13 protein-coding genes are annotated in these 18,994 nt (G+C 73.0%); 7 read left to right on the forward strand and 6 right to left on the reverse strand.

Annotated elements, in window-relative coordinates:
- Window positions 1–148 precede the first annotated feature (148 nt).
- Window positions 149–10,252: an SdrD B-like domain-containing protein gene (locus BLQ67_RS06675; RefSeq protein WP_172802261.1), complete on the reverse strand. Its 10,104-nt coding sequence runs from the start codon at window positions 10,250–10,252 to the stop codon at window positions 149–151.
- 432 nt (window positions 10,253–10,684) lie between these two features.
- Here BLQ67_RS06675 and BLQ67_RS06680 point away from each other — a divergent pair, with 432 nt between their 5' ends.
- The 3 genes from BLQ67_RS06680 to BLQ67_RS06690 all read left to right on the forward strand — a co-directional run bounded on the left by BLQ67_RS06680 (window position 10,685) and on the right by BLQ67_RS06690 (window position 12,932).
- Window positions 10,685–11,962, forward strand: a complete 1,278-nt coding sequence (locus BLQ67_RS06680; protein ID WP_172802262.1) for a SufS family cysteine desulfurase — start codon at window positions 10,685–10,687, stop codon at window positions 11,960–11,962.
- The gene (gene sufU / locus BLQ67_RS06685) at window positions 11,959–12,411 is read left to right on the forward strand and encodes a Fe-S cluster assembly sulfur transfer protein SufU (protein WP_092503585.1); all 453 of its coding nucleotides are present in this window, start codon (window positions 11,959–11,961) and stop codon (window positions 12,409–12,411) included. Before BLQ67_RS06680 ends, sufU begins: the two co-directional genes overlap by 4 nt.
- 98 nt (window positions 12,412–12,509) lie before the next feature.
- Window positions 12,510–12,932 (forward strand): VOC family protein, encoded by a 423-nt coding sequence (locus BLQ67_RS06690; RefSeq protein WP_092503587.1) that lies wholly within the window; start codon window positions 12,510–12,512, stop codon window positions 12,930–12,932.
- A 34-nt stretch (window positions 12,933–12,966) separates the two neighbouring features.
- Here BLQ67_RS06690 and BLQ67_RS06695 read toward each other — a convergent pair whose 3' ends face one another.
- Together BLQ67_RS06695 and BLQ67_RS06700 are read right to left on the reverse strand one after the other, a co-directional pair.
- Window positions 12,967–13,251 (reverse strand): DUF2277 domain-containing protein, encoded by a 285-nt coding sequence (locus BLQ67_RS06695; protein WP_092503589.1) that lies wholly within the window; start codon window positions 13,249–13,251, stop codon window positions 12,967–12,969.
- A gap of 47 nt (window positions 13,252–13,298) precedes the next feature.
- Entirely contained in the window at window positions 13,299–13,751 is a 453-nt protein-coding gene (locus BLQ67_RS06700) for an SRPBCC family protein (RefSeq protein ID WP_157674701.1), read from the reverse strand.
- 126 nt (window positions 13,752–13,877) lie between these two features.
- On the opposite strand from BLQ67_RS06700, the gene BLQ67_RS06705 reads away from it, so the two are divergent.
- Window positions 13,878–14,468 (forward strand): DUF4232 domain-containing protein, encoded by a 591-nt coding sequence (locus BLQ67_RS06705; protein WP_157674702.1) that lies wholly within the window; start codon window positions 13,878–13,880, stop codon window positions 14,466–14,468.
- 214 nt (window positions 14,469–14,682) lie between these two features.
- On the opposite strand, the gene rocD is transcribed toward BLQ67_RS06705, so the two are convergent.
- Together rocD and ddaH are read right to left on the reverse strand one after the other, a co-directional pair.
- On the reverse strand, window positions 14,683–15,903 hold the full coding sequence (gene rocD, locus BLQ67_RS06710; RefSeq protein ID WP_092503593.1) for an ornithine--oxo-acid transaminase: 1,221 nt from the start codon (window positions 15,901–15,903) through the stop codon (window positions 14,683–14,685).
- On the reverse strand, window positions 15,900–16,742 hold the full coding sequence (gene ddaH / locus BLQ67_RS06715) for a dimethylargininase (RefSeq protein ID WP_092503595.1): 843 nt from the start codon (window positions 16,740–16,742) through the stop codon (window positions 15,900–15,902). Before ddaH ends, rocD begins: the two co-directional genes overlap by 4 nt.
- A 91-nt stretch (window positions 16,743–16,833) precedes the next feature.
- On the opposite strand from ddaH, the gene BLQ67_RS06720 reads away from it, so the two are divergent.
- The 3 genes from BLQ67_RS06720 to BLQ67_RS06730 all read left to right on the forward strand — a co-directional run bounded on the left by BLQ67_RS06720 (window position 16,834) and on the right by BLQ67_RS06730 (window position 18,256).
- Entirely contained in the window at window positions 16,834–17,271 is a 438-nt protein-coding gene (locus BLQ67_RS06720; RefSeq protein ID WP_092503597.1) for an Lrp/AsnC family transcriptional regulator, read from the forward strand.
- A 32-nt stretch (window positions 17,272–17,303) separates the two neighbouring features.
- Window positions 17,304–17,789 carry a DUF2087 domain-containing protein gene (locus BLQ67_RS06725; RefSeq protein ID WP_092503599.1) on the forward strand — a complete coding sequence of 162 codons (486 nt, stop codon included), beginning with the start codon at window positions 17,304–17,306 and terminating at the stop codon, window positions 17,787–17,789.
- An 86-nt stretch (window positions 17,790–17,875) separates the two neighbouring features.
- Complete coding sequence (locus tag BLQ67_RS06730) at window positions 17,876–18,256, forward strand: hypothetical protein (protein ID WP_092503601.1); 381 nt, start codon at window positions 17,876–17,878, stop codon at window positions 18,254–18,256.
- A 23-nt stretch (window positions 18,257–18,279) separates the two neighbouring features.
- On the opposite strand, the gene BLQ67_RS06735 is transcribed toward BLQ67_RS06730, so the two are convergent.
- Window positions 18,280–18,921: a GNAT family N-acetyltransferase gene (locus tag BLQ67_RS06735; protein ID WP_092503603.1), complete on the reverse strand. Its 642-nt coding sequence runs from the start codon at window positions 18,919–18,921 to the stop codon at window positions 18,280–18,282.
- Window positions 18,922–18,994 lie beyond the last annotated feature (73 nt).

Raw genomic sequence — 18,994 nt, forward strand, 5'->3', positions numbered from 1 at the left:
CTGCGATGACGTCCCTTGCAAGGCACCTTTCGAGGCTCGCTCCGCTCGCACCTGAAGGAGCGGTCGATGGAGGAGCGGGCATTGGGAGGAGCGGTCGACGGAACGCCGAAGGCCCCGCCCCCCTCCGGGAGCGGGGCCTTCACGAGCGTCAGCCCTGGCGGCGGCTGCGGCGGCCGAGCACGAGGCCGGCGGCCACGAGCAGGCCGGCGAGCAGCGCGAGCAGGGCGGCGAAGCCGAGCTCGGCACCCGTGCGGGGCAGACCCGAGGCGGGCGTGCCTGCCGGCGTCGTCGGCGTCGTCGTCGGCGCGGGGGCCGTCGGCGTCGTCGTCGGCGTCTCCGACGGGGTCGGGGGCTGCTCCGAGGCCGAGGGGCTCGGCGTCGGCGGCTCCGTGGCGGGCGTGTCGAGGATCGCGAGACCCGCGTCGATCGCCAGCTGGTCCGGCACCTCCTGCGTCAGCGTCACCGGGGCGTCGCCCGTGCGGCGGTCGGCGTTCGAGTCGGTCTCGGGGTCGCCCACGAGGTGGCTCGTGTACCACCAGCCCTCGGGCAGGTCGGTGAACTGCACCGTGTAGTCGCCCATCGGCAGGCCCGTGAACAGGTACCGACCGTCGGCATCCGTCACCGTGCGCGCCACCTCGACGCCGTTCGCATCGAGCAGGATCACCGTGACGCCCTCGACGAGATCCTCGTCGCCCTCGCGCTGACCGTCGAAGTCCGGGTCGTACCAGACGATCGAGCCGATCGAGCCGAGCGGGCCCACGAGGCCTGCGTCGACGTCGTCGACGTCGGGCAGCTCGTTCGTGAGCACCACGGCACCCGTGCGACCCGTGGCCGGGTTCGCGTCGGAGTCGACCGAGCGGTCGTCGCCGGCACCTGCGACCGTGAGGGACACGTTCGTGCCGAGGTCCTCGAAGCCGACCGAGTACTCGCCCATCGCGAGGCCGGCGAACAGGTACGTGCCCTGCGCATCCGTCTCGGTGCGTGCGATCTCGGTGCCCGCGGCGTCGTACAGCACGACGGTGATGCCGGCTGCGCCGAGCTCGCCCTCGTCCTGGATGCCGTCGCGGTCGGCGTCGTACCAGACGGTGTCGCCGATGGAGCCGAGGGCCACGAGGCCCGCGTCGACGTCGCGGCGGTCCTGCGCGCCGTCGGCGATCGTGACCGTCGCCGTCGCGCCCGTCGCCGCGTCGGCGTCGGAGTCGACCGTGCGGTCGTCGCCGGCACCCTGCTGCGTGAGGGCGAGGCCTGCGGGCACGTCGGTGAACGTGACCGAGTAGTCGCCGAGCAGCAGGCCCTCGAAGAGGTACGCGCCGTCGTCGTCGGTCGTCGTCGAGTCGAGCACGGCGCCCGAGGCGTCGAGCAGCGTCACGGTGACGCCGGCCACGCCGGGCTCGCCGTCGTCCTGGATGCCGTCGCCGTCGAGGTCGCGCCACACGCGGTCGCCGATCGAGCCGACGGGCGTGACGCCCGCGTCGACGTCGGTGACGTCGGGACGCTCGTTCGTGAGCGTCACCGTGCCCGTGGTGCCGGTCTCGTCGGCGTCGGAGTCGACGTCGCCGTCCTCGCCCGCACCCTGGGGCGACGGGATGGTATCGGCGGGCAGGCCCGTGAACACGACCGTGTAGTCGCCCATGGCCAGGCCGGTGAAGGCGTAGAGGCCGCCACCTGCCGTGACCGTCGTGGCCACCACGTCGCCCGCGGCGTCGAGGAGGGTCACGGTCGCGCCGTCGACGCCGGGCTCGCCGTCGTCCTGGATGCCGTCGCCGTCGAGGTCGCGCCACACGCGGTCGCCGATGGAGCCGAGCTGCACGAGGCCGGCGTCGACGTCGGTGCGGTGCGGCTGCTCGTGGTCGATCGTGACCGCGACCGCACCCGTGGCGGGTGCGACGTCGGAGTCGACCGCACGGTCGTCGCCTGCACCCGGCGTCGTGAAGCCGAGGTCCGCGGCGGGGCTCGTCACGACGACCGTGTAGTCGCCGAGCTCGAGACCGTCGAACAGGTAGGTGCCGTCGGCAGCCGTCGTGGTCGTCGCGACCGTCTGGCCGTTCGCGTCGAGCAGCGTCACGGTGACGCCGGCCACGCCGGGCTCGCCGTCGTCCTGGATGCCGTCGTCGTCGAGGTCGCGCCAGACGGTGTCGCCGATCGAGCCGAGCTGCACGATGCCCGCGTCGACGTCGGTGCGGTCCTTCGCCTCGGGCGTGAGGGCGATGGCGCCCGTGCGGCCCGTGGCCTGGTCCACGTCGGAGTCGAGCGCGGCGTCGCCCTGCGCGGGGGTCGTGATGCGCACGTCGGCGGCGAGGCCCGAGACCTCGATCGCGTAGGTGCCCATCGCGAGACCCGTGAAGGCGTACGCGCCGTCGTCGTCGGTCGTCGTCGTGTCGAGCGCGGCGCCGTTCGCGTCGAGCAGCGTCACGGTGACGCCGGCCACGCCGGGCTCGCCGTCGTCCTGCACGCCGTCGGCGTCGAGGTCGAGCCACACTCGGTCGCCGATCGAGCCGAGCGGCGGCAGCACGCCAGCGTCGACGTCGGTGCGGTCCTTCGCCTCGGGCGTGAGCGTGATCGTGCCGGTCGCACCCGTCTCCGGGTTCGCGTCGGAGTCGACCGTCACGTCGTCGCCCGCACCCTGCTCGGCGAAGGTCGCCGACGTCGGGAGGTTCGAGAACACGACCGTGTAGTCGCCCATCGGGAGGTTCGGGAAGACGTACGAGCCGTCGTCGCCGGTCGTGGTCGTGGCGACCGTCGCGCCCGTGCCGTCGAGCAGCGTCACGGTGACGCCGGCGACGCCGGTCTCACCCTGGTCCTGCACGCCGTTCCGGTTCGCGTCGAGCCAGACAGTGTCGCCGATCGAGCCGAGCGGCGGCAGGATGCCCGCATCCACGTCGGTCCGGTCCTTCGCGTCGGCCGTGAGCGTGATCGTGCCCGTCGCACCCGTCTCCGGGTTCGCGTCGGAGTCGACCGTCACGTCGTCGCCCGCACCCTGCTCGGCGAAGGTCGCCGAGGCCGGGAGGGTCGAGAACACGACCGAGTAGTCGCCGAGCTCGAGGCCGATGAAGCCGTACGAGCCGGTCTCCGAGGTCGTCGTCGTCGCGACGGTCTCGCCGTTCGCGTCGAGCAGCGTCACGGTGACGTCGGCCACGCCGGCCTCGCCCTCGTCCTGCACGCCGTTCCGGTTCACGTCGAGCCACACGCGGTCGCCGATCGAGCCGAGCGGCGGCAGGATGCCTGCATCCACGTCGGTCCGGTCCTTGGCCTCGGGAGTCAGCGTGATCGTGCCGGTCGAGCCCGTGAAGGGGTTCGCGTCGGAGTCGAGCGCGCGGTCGTCGCCCTGGCCGGGCGTCGCGATGGTCGTCGCGGTCGGCAGGTTCGAGAACACCACCGAGTAGTCGCCCATCGGCAGGCCCGTGAAGACGTACGCGCCGGCATCGTCGGTCGTCGTGGTGCCGACGACGGCGCCCGACGCCTCGAGCAGGGTGACGGTGACGTCGGGCTGGCCCAGCTCGCCCTCGTCCTGCACGCCGTTGCGGTTCGTGTCGAGCCACACGCGGTCGCCGATCGAGCCGAGCGGCGCGAGGATGCCCGCATCCACGTCGGTCCGGTCCTTGGCCTCGGGGGTCAGCGTGATCGTGCCGGTCGCACCCGTCGTGACGTCGACGTCGGAGTCGACGGCCCGGTCGTCGCCCTGCGTCTGCGCCGTGAAGGTCGCAGCCGTCGGGAGGTTCGAGACGACGACCGTGTAGTCGCCCATCTCGAGGCCGTCGAAGAGGTACGTGCCGTCGGCGGCGGTCTCGGTCGAGTCGACCTCGGCACCCGTCGCGTCGCGCAGCGTCACGGTGATGCCAGCGACGCCGGTCTCGTCCTCGTCCTGCACGCCGTTCCGGTTCGCGTCGAGCCAGACGGTGTCGCCGATCGAGCCGAGCGGCGACTGCACGCCGGCATCCACGTCGGTGCGGTCCTTCGCGGCCGGCGTGAGCGTGATCGTGCCCGTCGCACCCGTGGTCGGGTTCGCGTCGGAGTCGACGGTCACGTCGTCGCCGGCGCCCTGCTCGGCGAACGTCGCCGCCGTGGGCAGGCCCGAGAAGACGACCGAGTAGTCGCCCATCGCCAGGCCGACGAAGCCGTACGAGCCGGTCTCGGAGGTCGTCGTCGTCGCGACCGTCTGGCCGTTCGCGTCGAGCAGCGTCACCGTGACGCCGGCGAGGCCGAGCTCGCCCTCGTCCTGCACGCCGTTCCGGTTCACGTCGAGCCACACGCGGTCGCCGATCGAGCCGAGCGGCGGCAGGATGCCTGCATCCACGTCGGTGCGGTCCTTGACCTCGGGCGTCAGCGTGATCGTGCCCGTCGAGCCCGTGAAGGGGTTCGCGTCGGAGTCGCGCGTCGCGTCGCCGCCCTGGCCGGGGGTCGCGATGGTCGTCGCGGTCGGCAGGTTCGAGAACACGACCGTGTAGTCGCCCATCGGGAGGTTCGGGAAGACGTACGAGCCGTCGTCGCCCGTCGTCGTCGTCGCGACCGTCTGGCCGGCGCCGTCGAGCAGCGTCACGGTGATGCCGGGCTGGCCCGGCTCGCCCTCGTCCTGCACGCCGTTCCGGTTCTCGTCGACCCACACGAAGTCGCCGATCGAGCCGAGCGGGGGCAGCACGCCCGCGTCGACGTCGGTGCGGTCCTTCGTGGCCGGGGTCAGCGTGATCGTGCCCGTGGCACCCGTGGTCGGGTCCGCGTCGGAGTCGACGGTGACGTCGTCGCCCGCGCCCTGCTCGGCGAAGGTCGCCGAGGTGGGCAGGCCCGAGAAGACCACGGAGTAGTCGCCCATGGGCAGGCCGGTGAAGACGTAGGCGCCCTCGGCGTCGGTCGTCGTCGTGCCGATCGTCTGGCCGTTCGCGTCGCGCAGCGTCACGGTGACGCCGGCCACGCCGACCTCGCCGTCGCCCTGCACGCCGTCGCGGTCGACGTCGAGCCACACGCGGTCGCCGATCGAGCCGAGCGGCGGCAGCACGCCCGCATCCACGTCACGACGGTCCTTCGCGTCGGCCGTGAGCACGATCGCACCCGTGATGCCCGTCGCCTGGTCGGCGTCGGAGTCGAGCGTCGTGTCGCCGCCCTGACCCGCCAGCGTGAAGGTCGCCGCGGTCGGGAGGGTCGAGAACGCCACCGAGTAGGTGCCGAGCTCGAGACCCTGGAAGAGGTACGTGCCGTCCGCGTCGGTCGTCGTCGTGGCGACCGTCGCACCGTCGCCGTCGCGCAGCGTCACGGTGACGCCGGCCACGCCGGCCTCGCCCTGGCCCTGCACGCCGTCACGGTCCGTGTCGAGCCACACGCGGTCGCCGATCGAGCCGAGCGGCGGCAGCACGCCCGCATCCACGTCGCGGCGGTCCTTGCGCGCCGGCGTGAGCGTGATCGTGCCCGTGGCACCCGTCGCGGGGTTCGCGTCGGAGTCGATGGCGCGGTTCGAGCCCGCACGCTGCGTCGTGAGCGACGTCGCCGTGGGCAGCGTCGAGAACGCGACCGAGTAGTCGCCCATCGCGAGCCCCGAGAACACGTACCAGCCGTTCGCGTCGGTCGTGGTCGTGGCGATCGCGGCGCCCGAGGCGTCGCGCAGCGTCACGGTGACGCCGGCCACGCCGGGCTCGCCCGCATCCTGGATGCCGTCGCGGTCCTGGTCGAGCCACACGCGGTCGCCGATCGAGCCGAGCGGCGGCAGCACGCCGGCGTCGACGTCGCGACGGTCCTTCGCGTCGGCCGTGAGCGTCACGGCACCCGTCGTCGCCGTCGCGGGGTTCGCGTCGGAGTCGAGGTTCGCGTCGCCGCCCTCGCCCTGCAGCGTGAGCGTCGTGGCCGTCGGCAGCGTCGAGAACGCGACCGTGTAGGTGCCGAGCTCGAGGTTCGAGAAGAGGTACGCGCCATTCGCGTCGGTCGTCGTGGTCGCCACGGTCATGCCGTTCGCACCCACGAGGCGCACCGTGACGCCCGAGACGCCGGGCTCGCCCGCATCCTGGATGCCGTCGCGGTCCTGGTCGAGCCAGACGAAGTCGCCGATCGAGCCGAGCGGGGGCAGCACGCCCGCGTCGACGTCGCTGCGGTCCTTCGCGGTCGCCGTCAGCGTGATGGCGGCCGTGGCACCCGTGGTCGGGTTCGCGTCGGAGTCGAGCGCGCGGTCGGAGCCGACGCCCTGCGTCGTGAGCGACGTCGCCGTCGGCAGGCCCGAGAAGACGACCGAGTACGTGCCGAGCTCGAGGCCCGAGAAGACGTACGCGCCGTCGGCACCCGTCGTCGTGGTCGCGATCGCCGTTCCGTTCGCGTCGCGCAGCGTCACGGTGACGCCGGCCACGCCGGGCTCGCCCGCGTCCTGGATGCCGTCGCGGTCGGTGTCGAGCCACACGCGGTCGCCGATCGAGCCGAGCGGCGAGCGCACGCCCGCGTCGACGTCGGTGCGGTCCTTCGCACCAGGCGTCAGCGTGATGGGGCCCGTGACGCCCGTCGTCTGGTCGGCGTCGGAGTCGACGGCGCGGTTCGAGCCCACGCCCTGCGTCGTGAACGTCGCGGCCGTCGGCAGGCCCGAGAAGGCCACCGAGTACGTGCCCATCGCGAGGCCCGTGAACGAGTAGGCGCCGTCGACGCCCGTCGTGGTCGTCGCGATGGCGGTGCCGTTGGCGTCGCGCAGCGTCACGGTGATGCCGGGCAGGCCGGCCTCGCCGTCGTCCTGGATGCCGTCGCGGTCCTTGTCGAGCCACACGCGGTCGCCGATCGAGCCGAGCGGCGGCAGCACGCCCGCATCCACGTCGCGGCGGTCCTTCGCCTCGACCGTGAGCGTCACGGGGCCGGTGATGCCCGTCGTCGCGTTGGCGTCGGAGTCGAGGTTCGCGTCGCCGCCCTGCGCCTGCGCCGTGAACGTGGCAGCCGTGGGGAGGTTCGAGAAGGCGACCGAGTAGGTGCCGAGCTCGAGGTTCTGGAACAGGTACGCGCCGTTGGCGTCGGTCGTCGTCGTGGCGACGGCGGTGCCCGACGCGTTGCGCAGCGTCACGGTGACGCCGGCCACGCCGGCCTCGCCCGCATCCTGCACGCCGTCACGGTCCTGGTCGAGCCACACGAAGTCGCCGATCGAGCCGAGGGGCGCGACGATGCCGGCGTCGACGTCGGTGCGGTTGCGGGTCGCCGACGACGTCGGCTGCAGCGTGACGGTGCCCGTGCGACCCGTCGTGGGGCTCGCGTCGGAGCCCGTCGCGGCCGTGCCGGCGCCCATGGCGGTGAAGGCGTGGCCGGTCGGCAGGTTCGAGAAGCCGACGACGTACGAGCCCATGGGGAGGTTCGAGAACAGGTAGGCGCCGTTGGCGTCCGTCGTCGTGGTCTGCAGCGTCGCGCCGGCCGTCGTGAGCAGCGTCACGGTGACGCCGGCGACGCCGACCTCGCCCGAGTCCTGCACGCCGTTGCGGTTGGCGTCGAGCCACACGAAGTCGCCGATCGAGCCGAGCGGGGCGAGGATGCCGGCATCCACGTCGGTGCGGTCCTTCGCGGCGACCGTCAGCGTGATCTGCCCCGTGGTGCCGAGCGACGGGTACACGTCGGAGTCGATCGTGCGGTCGGTGCCGACGGCGCGCGTCGTGTACGTGGCGCCCGTGGGCAGCGTCGCGAACTGCACCGAGTAGGTGCCGAGCTCGAGGCCCTGGAACAGGTAGGCGCCGTTCGCGTCGGTCGTCGTCGTGCGCACCTGGTTGCCGTCGCCGTCGAGCAGCGTCACCGTGACGCCGGCGACGCCGGGCTCGCCAGCGGTCTGCAGACCGTCGCGGTTGGCGTCGAGCCACACGCGGTCGCCGATCGAGCCGAGGGGCGCGAGGATGCCGGCGTCGATGTCCGAGCGGTCGCGGTTGCCAGGGGCCAGCGTGATGGGCGCGGTCGTCGCCGTCGTGACGTTCGCGTCGGAGTCGACGGTGCGGTCGGAGCCGACGCCCTGCGCCGTGAGCGACGTGAGCGTGGGGAGCGTCGTGAAGCGCACGGAGTACGTGCCCATGGCCAGGTTCGTGAACGCGTAGGCGCCGTCGGCGCCCGTGACCATCGACGTGATGGCGGTGCCGTTCGCGTCGAGCAGCGTCACCGTGACGCCGGCGACGCCGACCTCGTTGGCGTCCTGGATGCCGTCGCGGTCCTGGTCGAGCCACACGCGATCGCCGATCGAGCCGAGCGGCGACAGCACGCCGGCGTCGATGTCGCGACGGTCGCGGTTGTCGGCGGTGAGGGCGATGACGCCCGAGCGGCCCGCGTTGTTGCCGGTCGCGAGCACGTCGGAGTCGAGCGTGACGTCGTTGCCGGCCGTCTGCTGGGTGAAGCTCGCGTCGGCGGGGATGTCGGTCACGCGGATGCGGTAGCTGCCGAGCGCGAGGCCCGAGAACAGGTACGCGCCGTTGGCGTCGGTCGTGGTCGTCGCGATCGTCTGCTGGCCGTTCTGCGACAGCAGCGTCACGGTCGCGCCGGCGACGCCGGGCTCGCCGGCGTCCTGCACGCCGTTGCGATTCGTGTCGAGCCACACGCGGTCGCCGATCGAGCCGAGCGGCACGAAGCCGGCATCGACGTCGGTGCGCGCAGGGTTCGTGATGGTGATCGTGACGGTGCCCGAGCGGCCCGTCGTGGTGCTCGCGTCGGAGTCGACCGTGCGGTCGGAGCCGGCGGCCTGCGTCGTCGGGCGGAAGCTCGCGCCGGGCGAGACGAACTCGACGACGTACGAGCCGTAGACGAGCGTGTCGAAGCGGTAGGCGCCGTTGGCGTCGGTGGTCGTGGTGGCGACGACCGTGCCGGTCGTCGTCAGCAGGCGCACGGTCGCGCCGGCGATGCCGGGCTCGCCGGAGTCCTGGATGCCGTCGGCGTCGTCGTCGCGCCACACGCGGTCGCCGATCGAGCCGAGGCTCGCGATGCCGGCGTCGACCGTGAGGTTCGTGGGGGCCGCGGCCGTGATGCGCACGGTGCCCGACTGCCGGGTCGACGGCGAGAAGTCGGAGTCGAGCGTGTCGTTCGTCGTCGTGACGTCCTGGTCGGTGAGCGTGAAGCCCGTGGGCAGCGTGCCGATCTGCACGCGGTAGTCGCCGAACGGCAGGTTCGTGAACTGGTACGCGCCGTTCACGCCGGTCGTCGTGGTGACGGCGGCGCCGGCCGTGGTCGTGACGGGCGTGCCGTCGCCCTTGAGCAGTGACAGCTGCACGCCGGCGACGCCGGGCTCGCCGGCATCCTGCACGCCGTTGCCGTTGAGGTCGTTCCACACGAAGTCACCGATGGTGCCGGTCGAGGGGAGGCGCAGCGAGATGCGCTGGAGGTCGGCGTTCTGCAGGGCGCTCGTGCTGCCGTTGATCACCGAGGTCTCGCCGTAGGTGATGTTCATGCCGTTGATGCCGTCGCCGCCGTTCGACGTGCGGAAGAAGGCCGTGCCCGTGCCGTGCGACGACGTCGGGTAGACGCTCCAGGGCGTGGAGATGTTCGAGACCTGGAAGGTGACCGACGTGAACGTGCCCTGCAGGGTCACGGAGCCGCAGCCTGCGAACGTCTGCGCGGGCATCGCGACGTCGGCGGCGGTCCAGTCGGAGGGCCGGTCGGTGTTGTTGCAGTACGGGCTCGCGTTGCGGTTCGCGACCTGCAGCGTCGTCGGCGTGACCGAGAGGTTCGTGGCGCCCGACGACACGTTGGCGAACTGCACGCCGGCGGTGGCGAGCGTCCAGGACGTGCTGTTGAACGAGCCGCGCGCGGTGCTGCCGTTGCGCTCGACGGCGAAGCCGCCGAGGCCCGAGATGTCCATGATCGGGTCGGTCACGGGCTGCGAGAACGTGAGCGTGAGCGTGCCGACCGAGCAGGTGCCGTTGAAGTTCTGGTGCGCTGCCGTGCCGAGGGCGCCCCCACACCCTGCCGACGACTGCGTCACGAGACCGAGCGCCGGCACGTTGCCGACCGTCGGCGAGCCGGTGAAGGTCGACGAGCTCGCGCCGTAGGCGCCCTGGTTCGAGCCGCTCGTGAGGTAGCTCGCGCCCGCGGTACGACCCGATGCGGTCGCGAACGCGGCCGTGACGCCGACGTTGCCGTACGCCGTCGGGATCTGGGTCGTCGCACCGTTCGTCGCGTTGGCGCTCGAGTCGGCGCTCGTGTTCGCGGTCGCTGCCGAGCCGGGGCTCGTCAGGCTCCACGCGTCGTTGAAGACGTAGCCGCCCTGCGCGGCGGCGGACGCCTGCGGTGCGGCGATCGCCTGCACGACGACGAGGCCGGAGCCGACGAGCGCGGTGCTCACGACTGCGGCGATGGCGCGGAGCGCGCGCGAACGGACGAACGAAGGCATGGGGGGCCTTTCAGGGAAGATGCAGGATTTCCTGCTACTCGACGGACCCCTGGCGAGGGATCACGTGACGGTAGCAGTTGTGAGGGATCCTCGATTGCACGGATTTCGTCGTGGGGGACAAGCGATCGCTGCAATCCACGGGAAATCGGGGCGTTTCGCTTCGGATCCCGTGAGGAAAGGTCATTCCTGAACGTGTCATGAACGCACCCCGAACGACGGTGGTGTGAGGAGAGGAATCAGCCGGGGGACAGACCCCGACACGCCCACTCAGGGAAATCGCAGGTTGGCATGCGTGCGCGTTCGCGGTCGGCATGACGCCGCGAGTCGCCCCGAGCGTGCGGACGCGAGAGGATGGGACGTCGGGCCATCCGGCACGGAGGACGCATGCAGCACCAGACGATCGCACCCGACGCACTCGACCGCATCCGCGCGGACTTCCCCGAGCTCGCCGAGCAGGTGCAGGGCCACGCGCTCGCGTACCTCGACACCGGTGCGACCGCGCTGCGTCCCACGCCCGTGCTCGACGCCGAGCGCGTGTTCGCCGAGACGCGCACCGCTGCCGTGCATCGCGGCGCCCACACGCTCGCGGCCCTCGCGACCGTCGCCTACGAGGAGGCGCGCGAGCGCATCGCCGCGTTCGTCGGCGCCGACGCCGACGAGGTGAGCTGGACGCAGAACGCCACCGACGCGCTCAACATGATCGGCCTCTCGCTCGCGCGGGCGCAGCGCGGCCCGCATGAGCAGCTCGTCGACCTCGGCCCCGGCGACGTCATCGTGACGACCGAGGCCGAGCACCACGCGAACCTGCTGCCGTGGCAGGACCTCGCCGCCGCGACGGGCGCGACGCTGCGCGTCATCCCCGTCGACGACGATGGCCTCTGGACCGCCGACGACGCCCGCGCCGCGATCGACGAGCGCACGCGCCTCGTCGCCTTCGCGCACGTCGGGAACGTCACGGGCCTCATCGCCCCCGTCGCGGAGGTCGTCGCGGCCGCGCGCGCCGTCGGCGCGCTCACGGTGCTCGACGCCTGCCAGTCGGCGCCCCACATGGCGCTCGACCTCCACGCGCTCGACGTCGACGCCGCGGCGTTCTCGTCGCACAAGATGCTCGGCCCCGGCGGCGTCGGCGTGCTGTACCTGCGACGCGAGCTGGGCCTCGCGCTGCCGCCCGCCCGCACCGGCGGCTCGATGATCACGACCGTGACGCTCGAGGGCGCCGAGTGGATGCCGCCGCCGCAGCGCTTCGAGGCGGGCACGCAGGCCGTCACGCAGGTCGTCGGCCTCGCTGCCGCGACCGAGTACCTCGACGCCGTGGGCCTCGACGCCATCGCCGCGCACGAGCACGCGCTCGGCCAGCGGCTCGTCGACGGGCTCGCGACCATCGAGGGCATCCGCATCGTCGGGCCGCAGCGCGGCCTCGAGCGCGCAGGGCTCGCGTCGATCGTCGTCGACGGCGTGCACGCGCACGACGTCGGCCAGCTGCTCGACGCGCAGGGCGTCGCCGCCCGCGTCGGCCACCACTGCGCCCAGCCGCTGCACCGCCGGCTCGGCGTCGCGGCCACGACCCGCGCATCCACGTACCTCTACACGACCGAGGCCGAGGTCGACCGGTTCCTCGATGCCGTCAGCGGCGTGCGCGCCTACTTCGGAGCGACGCGATGAGCGGCCTCGACGAGCTGTACCAGCAGATCATCCTCGACCACGCGAAGGCGCGGCACGGCGAGGGTGCGCTCTCGGCCGACGCGGCCCACGCCGAGCGGTTCGAGCGCAATCCCACGTGCGGCGACGAGATCCGCCTGCGCATCACGATCGACGGCGACCGCGTGGATGCCGTCGGCTGGGAGGGCCAGGGCTGCTCGATCTCGCAGGCGTCGGCCTCGATCGTCGGCCAGGACGTGCCCGGGATCACGCGCGAGGACGCGCAGCTGCGCGTCGACGCCATGCGGCGCATGCTGCGCACGCGCGGCGAGCACGACGACGCCGACCTCGACCTGCTCGGCGACGCGTCCGCGTTCGAGGGCGTCGCGAAGTTCCCCATGCGCGTGAAGTGCGCCATGCTGCCGTGGGTCGCCCTCGAGGACACCCTGCGGCAGGTCACCGCGCGCGACTGACGCGCGGCGCTCCGCGTCGAGCCTGCAGGTCGTCAACCCCGCGCGCGACGTGCGCCGTGCGCCTAGCGTCGGTGCTCCGCCAACGTCAGGAGCACGTCATGCCGATCCCCGTCACCGACTTCGCCCACGTCCGCCTCACGGTCACCGACATCGTGCGCTCGCGGGCGTTCTACGACGAGGTGTTCGGCTTCGACGTCGCGTTCGAGGCGCCGCCCGAGGATGCCGACGCCGAGACGAAGGAGCAGCTCGCGTTCCTGTTCGGCGGGGTGATCTACGAGTTCCCCGGCGGACTCCTCGGCCTGCGTCCCGTCGCCGGCCCGAACGACCGCTACGACGAGGACCGCGTGGGACTCGACCACCTCAGCCTCGCCGTCGCATCGCGGGCCGACCTCGACGAGGCCGCCGCGACGCTCGATCGCCTGGGCATCGCGCACGAGGGCGTCAAGGACATCGGCGCCGGCTTCATCCTGGAGTTCCGCGACCCCGACCACATCGCCCTCGAGCTCAACGCCCCGGCCTGAGCCAGGCGCGCCTCCGCTGCGGAGCGTCTGCGGGTCAACTCGCCTTCGCCGCCTCGCGGGCCGCGATGCGCGCCTGCACCTCGGGGCGCCGCAGCGGCGGCACCGTCTTGGGCGGCTGCCTGCGGTCGGGCAGGTCCTCGAGCAGGTGGCGCGTGATGTGCGCGATCTCGGCGACGGCGTGCTCGAACGCCTCGCTCGTGCGGTCGGTGGGATGCGTGATGCCCGAGACCTTGCGCACGTACTGCCGCGCGGCGGCCTCGACCTCGTCGTCGTTCGCTGCGGGCTCGAGGCCGCGCAGGGTCGTGATGTTCCGGCACATGCCCGCCACGGTACGCCCGACCGCCGACGGCGACCAGAGGCTTGCGATCAGCGCTCGAGCAGCGCGCGCAGGCCGGCCTCGCCCGAGCGCATGACGGCGTCGTGGTTCGCGCGCAGCCGCCTCGTGGCGACGCGGGCGATGGCCTGCAGCGAGCGACGCTGCAGGATGACGTGCTGCTGGAACACCACGCACGTGCCGCCGTCCTTCGCGGGCGAGAGGTGCCACGAGCACCAGCCGAGCAGGTCGCCGCGGATGCGGGCGGCGAGCACGCCGTCTGGCGCATCCATCTGCGTCAGCCGCACGCGCAGCGTGTAGGGCAGCGGGCCGCGCATGCCGATCCAGCCGTCGCCGCGGCCCGGCGTCGCGGCCTGCTCGACGCGGCCCTCGACGACGCTCGGCCACCACTGGGGGTAGGCCGCGACGTCGGCGAGCACGGCCTGCACGGCGTCGGGCTCGGCCGCGATCCGCCACACGGAGCGGAAGCGGAAGTCGGAGGCCACGCATCCATCCTCTCGCGTCGATCTCGATGGATGCCGCATGCGGCATGCATGGCGCATCGTGCTCCTCCCGGGTGCGGTTGGCAAGCCCCCGACGACGGCGCGGAGGCGAGGAGGAACGTGGCATCCATGCATCGCTCCACGTCGCTCGCCATCGCCTCCGCCGTCGCCGTGCTCGCGCTCGCAGGGTGCGCCGGAGGTGCCGAGCCGAGCCCGTCGCCGACGCCCAGCCCGAGCGCGACGAGCTCGCCGACCGCATCGCCGTCGCCGTCGCCCTCCGCCTCCCCCGCGCCCGAGGGGGCGTGCACTGCCTCCGACCTCGCGGTGACGCAGAGCACGGGCGACGCGGGCGCGGGATCCGTGTCCGTGACGTTCGCGTTCGAGAACGTCGGCGTCGAGCCGTGCACCCTCGCGGGCTTCCCTGGCGTCTCGGCCGTCGGTGGCGGCGACGGCGAGCAGCTCGGCCAGCCGGCCGATCGCTCCGACCTCGCGTACGACGCCGTCGAGCTGCCGCCTGGCGTCACGGCGACCGCCGCGATGCGCATGGTGAACGTCGCGGGCGGCGGCGGTCCGCTCGGCGAGGCCTGCGCGGTGCAGGACGCGGACGGCTGGCGCGTCTACCCGCCCGACTCGACCGAGGCGATCTTCGTCGCCGTCGACGGCCTGCAGGCGTGCGCGGGCGACGTCGACTGGATCACGATCGACCCGATCGTCGGCTGAGGTCAGCCCACGAGCCCTCGCTAGGACGGGCCACGCCTCCCCACCAGCTGGTCGAGGAGGCCCCGAGCGCAGCGAGGAGCCGTCACGAGACCTCGTGACGTGCCCGCTCGACGCGACCATGCGCGCGGCTGGCCAGGAGCGGCGGTCGCGAGGTCTCGTGACGCGTGCTCGCCCCAGGGGCTCGCGCGCTCCTCGACCAGCTGGTGGGACGGCCTCAGCCCGCCAGCGCCCCCTCGAACGCCTCCAGCAGCAGGTCGATCTCGGCCTCCGTGATGACGATCGGCGGCGCGAGGCGCACGGTCTGGCCGTGCGTGTCCTTCGCGAGCACGCCCGCATCCATGAGCCGCAGGCACACCTCGCGCGCCGTCGCGACGGCGGGGTCGATGTCGATGCCCGCCCACAGGCCCGCGCAGCGCACCTCGGTGACGCCGCGACCCACGAGTCGCCGCAGCCCCGCCTCGAGCCTGGCGCCGAGCTCGAGCGCACGGCGCTGCATGTCGCCCTCCGCGAGCATCCGCACGACCTCGAGGCCCACGGCCGCGGCGAGCGGGTTGCCGCCGAACGTCGAGCCGTGGCTGCCGGGCGTGAGCACGCCCAGCACGTCGGCGTCGCCGACGACCGCCGACACCGGCACGATGCCGCCGCCGAGCGCCTTGCCGAGCAGGTACAGGTCGGGCACGACGTCGACCTGCTGGCAGCGGAACGTCGCGCCGGTGCGGCCGAGGCCCGACTGGATCTCGTCGGCGATCATGAGCACGCGCTCGCGGCGCGTGATCTCGCGCACGCGCGGCAGGTAGTCGGCAGGCGGGATGCCCACGCCGGCCTCGCCCTGGATGGGCTCGAGCAGCACGGCCGCGGTGTTCGGGCCGATCGCGGCGGCGAGCGCATCCGCATCCCCGTACGGCACGGTGACGAAGCCGGGCGTGAACGGGCCGAATCCCTCGCGCGCGTCGGGATCGTCGGAGAACGACACGATCGTCGTCGTGCGGCCATGGAAGTTGCCGGCCGCGACGACGATCTCGGCCTGCCCCGCGGGCACGCCCTTCACCTCGTATGCCCAGCGGCGCGCGACCTTGATGCCCGACTCCACGGCCTCCGCGCCCGTGTTCATCGGCAGCACCATGTCCTTGCCGGCGAGGGCCGCGAGCTCGGCGACGAACGGGCCGAGCGCCGCCGAGTGGAAGGCGCGGCTCGTGAGCGTGACCCGGTCGATCTGCGCCTTCGCCGCCGCGACGAGGCGTGGGTTGCCGTGGCCGAAGTTCACCGCGGAGTACGCGGCGAGGCAGTCGAGGTAGCGGCGCCCGTCGACGTCGGTGACCCACGCGCCCGACGCCGACTCCACGACGACGGGCAGCGGGTGGTAGTTGTGCGCGGCGTGCTGCTCGACCTGCGCGATCGCCGCCTGCGTGCGCGTCTCGGTGGATGCGGCGCTCATCGTCGCAGCTCCAGCGTGCAGCACTTCACGCCGCCGCCGCCGAGCAGCAGCTCGGAGAGATCGACGCCGACCGTGGCGTAGCCGCGCGCCTGCAGGTCGCGGTCGAAGCCGGCGGCGCGCGAGGCGATGACCATCGACCGGCCGTCGCCGAACGAGTTGAGGCCGAGCACGGCCGCATCGTCGTCGCTCACGAGCACCGCATCCGGGAACCGCCGCTCGAGCTCGGCGCGGCTCGCGTCGTCGAACGCCTTCGGCAGGTACGCGACGTTCTGGTCGTCGAGGATCGCGATGGCCGTGTCCAGGTGGTAGAACGACGGGTCGACGAGGCGCAGGCTCACGACCTCGCGGCCGAAGATGCGGCGCAGCTCGTCGTGCGACTCGAGCGTCGTGCGGAAGCCGTGGCCGGCGAGGATCGCGTCGCCGGCGACGAGGAAGTCGCCCTCGCCCTCGTTGACGTGGCTCGGCGCGTGCACCTCGAAGCCGGCCTCCTGGAGCCACGCCATGTAGGCGGGGCCCTCGGGGGCGCGCTGCTCGTAGGTGAAGAGGGCGCCGTACGCCTTGCCGTCGAGGGTGAAGCCGCCGTTCGCCGAGTAGACCATGTCGTTGAGGCCGTCGATCGGATCGATGAGATGCACGTCGTACCCGAGCGCGACGTACGCTGCGTGCAGGGCCTCCCACTGCGTCACGGCGGTCTGCGTGCTCGTCGGATGCTCGGGATGCATCCACGGGTTGATGCGGTAGCTGACCGTGAAGAAGTCGGGCCGGCACATGAGCACGGTCTTGTGCGTGGCGACGCGGTCGGACTCGATCGGTGGGGCGGTGACGAGCTCGGGCTGCATGCGTTCCATCGTCGCAGCGATCTCGCGCGCCACAGCCAGTTCTCACGCAGGATGCCTGCGAATGTCAGGGTCTGGCTGTAGATTCTTGCGCATGGATCGCATCGATCAGGGCATCATCGACCAGCTTCGCTCGAATGCCCGAGCCGGCTACGGCGACATCGGGCAGGTCGTCGGCCTGTCCGCCTCCGCCGTCAAGCGCCGCGTCGACCGTCTCGTCGCCGACGGCATCATCCGCGGCTTCACCGTGCAGGTCGACCCGAAGGTCGAGGGGCTCGCGACCGAGGCGTACGTCGAGCTGTTCTGCCGCGGCACCGTCTCGCCCACCGACCTCAAGCGCATCCTGTCGGGCGTGCCCGAGATCGTCGAGGCCGGCACCGTCACGGGCGAGGCCGACGCGATCGTCATCATGCGCGCCCGCGACGTCATCGCCCTCGAGGAGGCGCTCGAGAAGGTGCGCGCCGCGTCGTCGGTCGACCACACGCGCTCGGCGATCGTGCTCTCGAAGCTCGTGACGCGCGTCGCGGGCTGACCCGTCGGCGCGTCGCTGGCTAGCCTGGCGGGATGGCATCCGACCCGCGCCCGCTGCTCGCCATGCTCGCCGACGACGACCGCAGGCTGCTGCTCGCGGAGGTCACCGTCGCCGCCGCTCGCCTCGCGCCGATCGTCGCCGAGCGGCTGCCGGCGGTCGAGCGACGGCGGCTCGAGGCCCTCGAGCGCGTGGGTCTCGTCGAGATCGTCGACGGATGGGCGTGGCCGCGCGACCCGTTCACGGCGACGCTCGAGCGCACGCCGAGCCGCACGGGCATCGAGCGCTTCGTGCACGACGGCCGCATCGACGAGTGGCCGCGGCGCATGGCCGACCGCGTCGACCTCATGCGCTGGGCGATGGAGCAGGCCGTCGCCGCCGACGAGGTCGTCGACGAGCCCACGGTGACGGCGCGGCTCGGCGAGGTCTGGCGCGACCCGGCGACGCTGCGCCGCGACCTCGTCGACGCGGGCCTGCTCGACCGCGACCTCGAGGGCCGCGCGTACCGCCGAGCCGGCTGAGCCTCCCGCGCGCATCCAGCGGACTTCGGGCCGCGTCGGCGAGAGTCGACCCGTTCGCACCCCGCGCCCCGCATCCCGGAGGAACCATGTCGACCGATCCCTCGACGACCCTGCTGCACGCGATCGTCGACCACATGCGCGGCGCGCCCGACGACTGGAGCGCCATCGCGATCGTCGTCGCGCTGCGCGGCGGCCGCGTCGGCGGCACCCACGGCTTCGCGTACGCCGCCGACGGCACCGCGACCCCGGTCGCGTCGCGCCCGAGCGGCGTCGACCCCGCCGCGCAGGCGTACCTCGCGAGCCGGCCCGAGCACGCCGCGCAGCCGCCGGTCGCGATGCTCGTGCAGCTCGACCGTGACGCCGGGGCGTACGAGATCACGTTCGAGGACGCCGACGCGTCGCGGTGGGCCGTGACGCCGGCGACCGTCGGCACGATGGGCGAGACGCTGCGGCCGCACCTGGGCTGAGACGGCCGGCGTCGCTGGCGGCGTCAGGCGTCGTCGCCGAGCAGGTCGGCGCGCGCCGCATCCCAGCCCTCGACCTGCAGGGCCCAGTCGGGGCGCACGAACGCGTCGCGATCGAGGCGCAGGCGCTGCTCCTCGATCCGCCGGTCGCCGAACGCCGCGGGCGCCCGGCCGTTGTCGACGTAGCCGAGCCGTCGCGAGACGCCCGCCGAGGCTGCGTTGCCCTCGGCGTAGCCGCTGAGCGCGACGGTGGCGCCGAGCACGTCGAAGGCGAACAGCAGCGCGGCGGCGCGCATCTCGGTGCCGATGCCGCGGCCCTGCACGTCCTGCCGCAGCCACGAGCCCGTCTCGACGACGCGGCGCACGGCGAGGTCCTTCGCGCCGATGTCCTGCACGCCGACGACGCGACCCTCGAACCGCACGCCGAGCTGCACCACCCAGTCGTTCGGCTCGACCGACGCGCGCTGCCGCCACTGGAACTGCAGCACACGACGGCGCACCTCGTCGGGCGTGCCGACGTTCCAGGCGTTCGGGAACGGATGCAGGTCGGGCTCGTGGATGCCGCTCAGGGCGGCGTCGACCACGTCGTCGAGGTCGTCGTCGCGCACGGGCCGCAGCTCGAGCCGGGGCGTGCGCAGCACGAGGTCGAAGAGTGGCCAGGAGCGCATGCGGCGACGCTACCGGTCGAGGTCCGGTGTGCGTTCTGCAGGCGATCAGGGGTGGCGGAGGGAAGATGCCCCT

Source organism: Agrococcus jejuensis, from assembly GCF_900099705.1.
Lineage (GTDB): Bacteria > Actinomycetota > Actinomycetes > Actinomycetales > Microbacteriaceae > Agrococcus > Agrococcus jejuensis.

What these genes read in the sequence shown, in the direction of transcription:
- BLQ67_RS06680 (WP_172802262.1), top strand. Translation starts at nt 10,685, where the DNA reads ATGCAGCACCAGACGATCGCACCCGACGCACTCGACCGCATCCGCGCG.
- sufU (WP_092503585.1), top strand. Translation starts at nt 11,959, where the DNA reads ATGAGCGGCCTCGACGAGCTGTACCAGCAGATCATCCTCGACCACGCG.
- BLQ67_RS06690 (WP_092503587.1), top strand. Translation starts at nt 12,510, where the DNA reads ATGCCGATCCCCGTCACCGACTTCGCCCACGTCCGCCTCACGGTCACC.
- BLQ67_RS06695 (WP_092503589.1), bottom strand. Translation starts at nt 13,251, where the DNA reads ATGTGCCGGAACATCACGACCCTGCGCGGCCTCGAGCCCGCAGCGAAC.
- BLQ67_RS06705 (WP_157674702.1), top strand. Translation starts at nt 13,878, where the DNA reads ATGCATCGCTCCACGTCGCTCGCCATCGCCTCCGCCGTCGCCGTGCTC.
- rocD (WP_092503593.1), bottom strand. Translation starts at nt 15,903, where the DNA reads ATGAGCGCCGCATCCACCGAGACGCGCACGCAGGCGGCGATCGCGCAG.
- ddaH (WP_092503595.1), bottom strand. Translation starts at nt 16,742, where the DNA reads ATGCAGCCCGAGCTCGTCACCGCCCCACCGATCGAGTCCGACCGCGTC.
- BLQ67_RS06720 (WP_092503597.1), top strand. Translation starts at nt 16,834, where the DNA reads ATGGATCGCATCGATCAGGGCATCATCGACCAGCTTCGCTCGAATGCC.
- BLQ67_RS06725 (WP_092503599.1), top strand. Translation starts at nt 17,304, where the DNA reads ATGGCATCCGACCCGCGCCCGCTGCTCGCCATGCTCGCCGACGACGAC.
- BLQ67_RS06730 (WP_092503601.1), top strand. Translation starts at nt 17,876, where the DNA reads ATGTCGACCGATCCCTCGACGACCCTGCTGCACGCGATCGTCGACCAC.
- BLQ67_RS06735 (WP_092503603.1), bottom strand. Translation starts at nt 18,921, where the DNA reads ATGCGCTCCTGGCCACTCTTCGACCTCGTGCTGCGCACGCCCCGGCTC.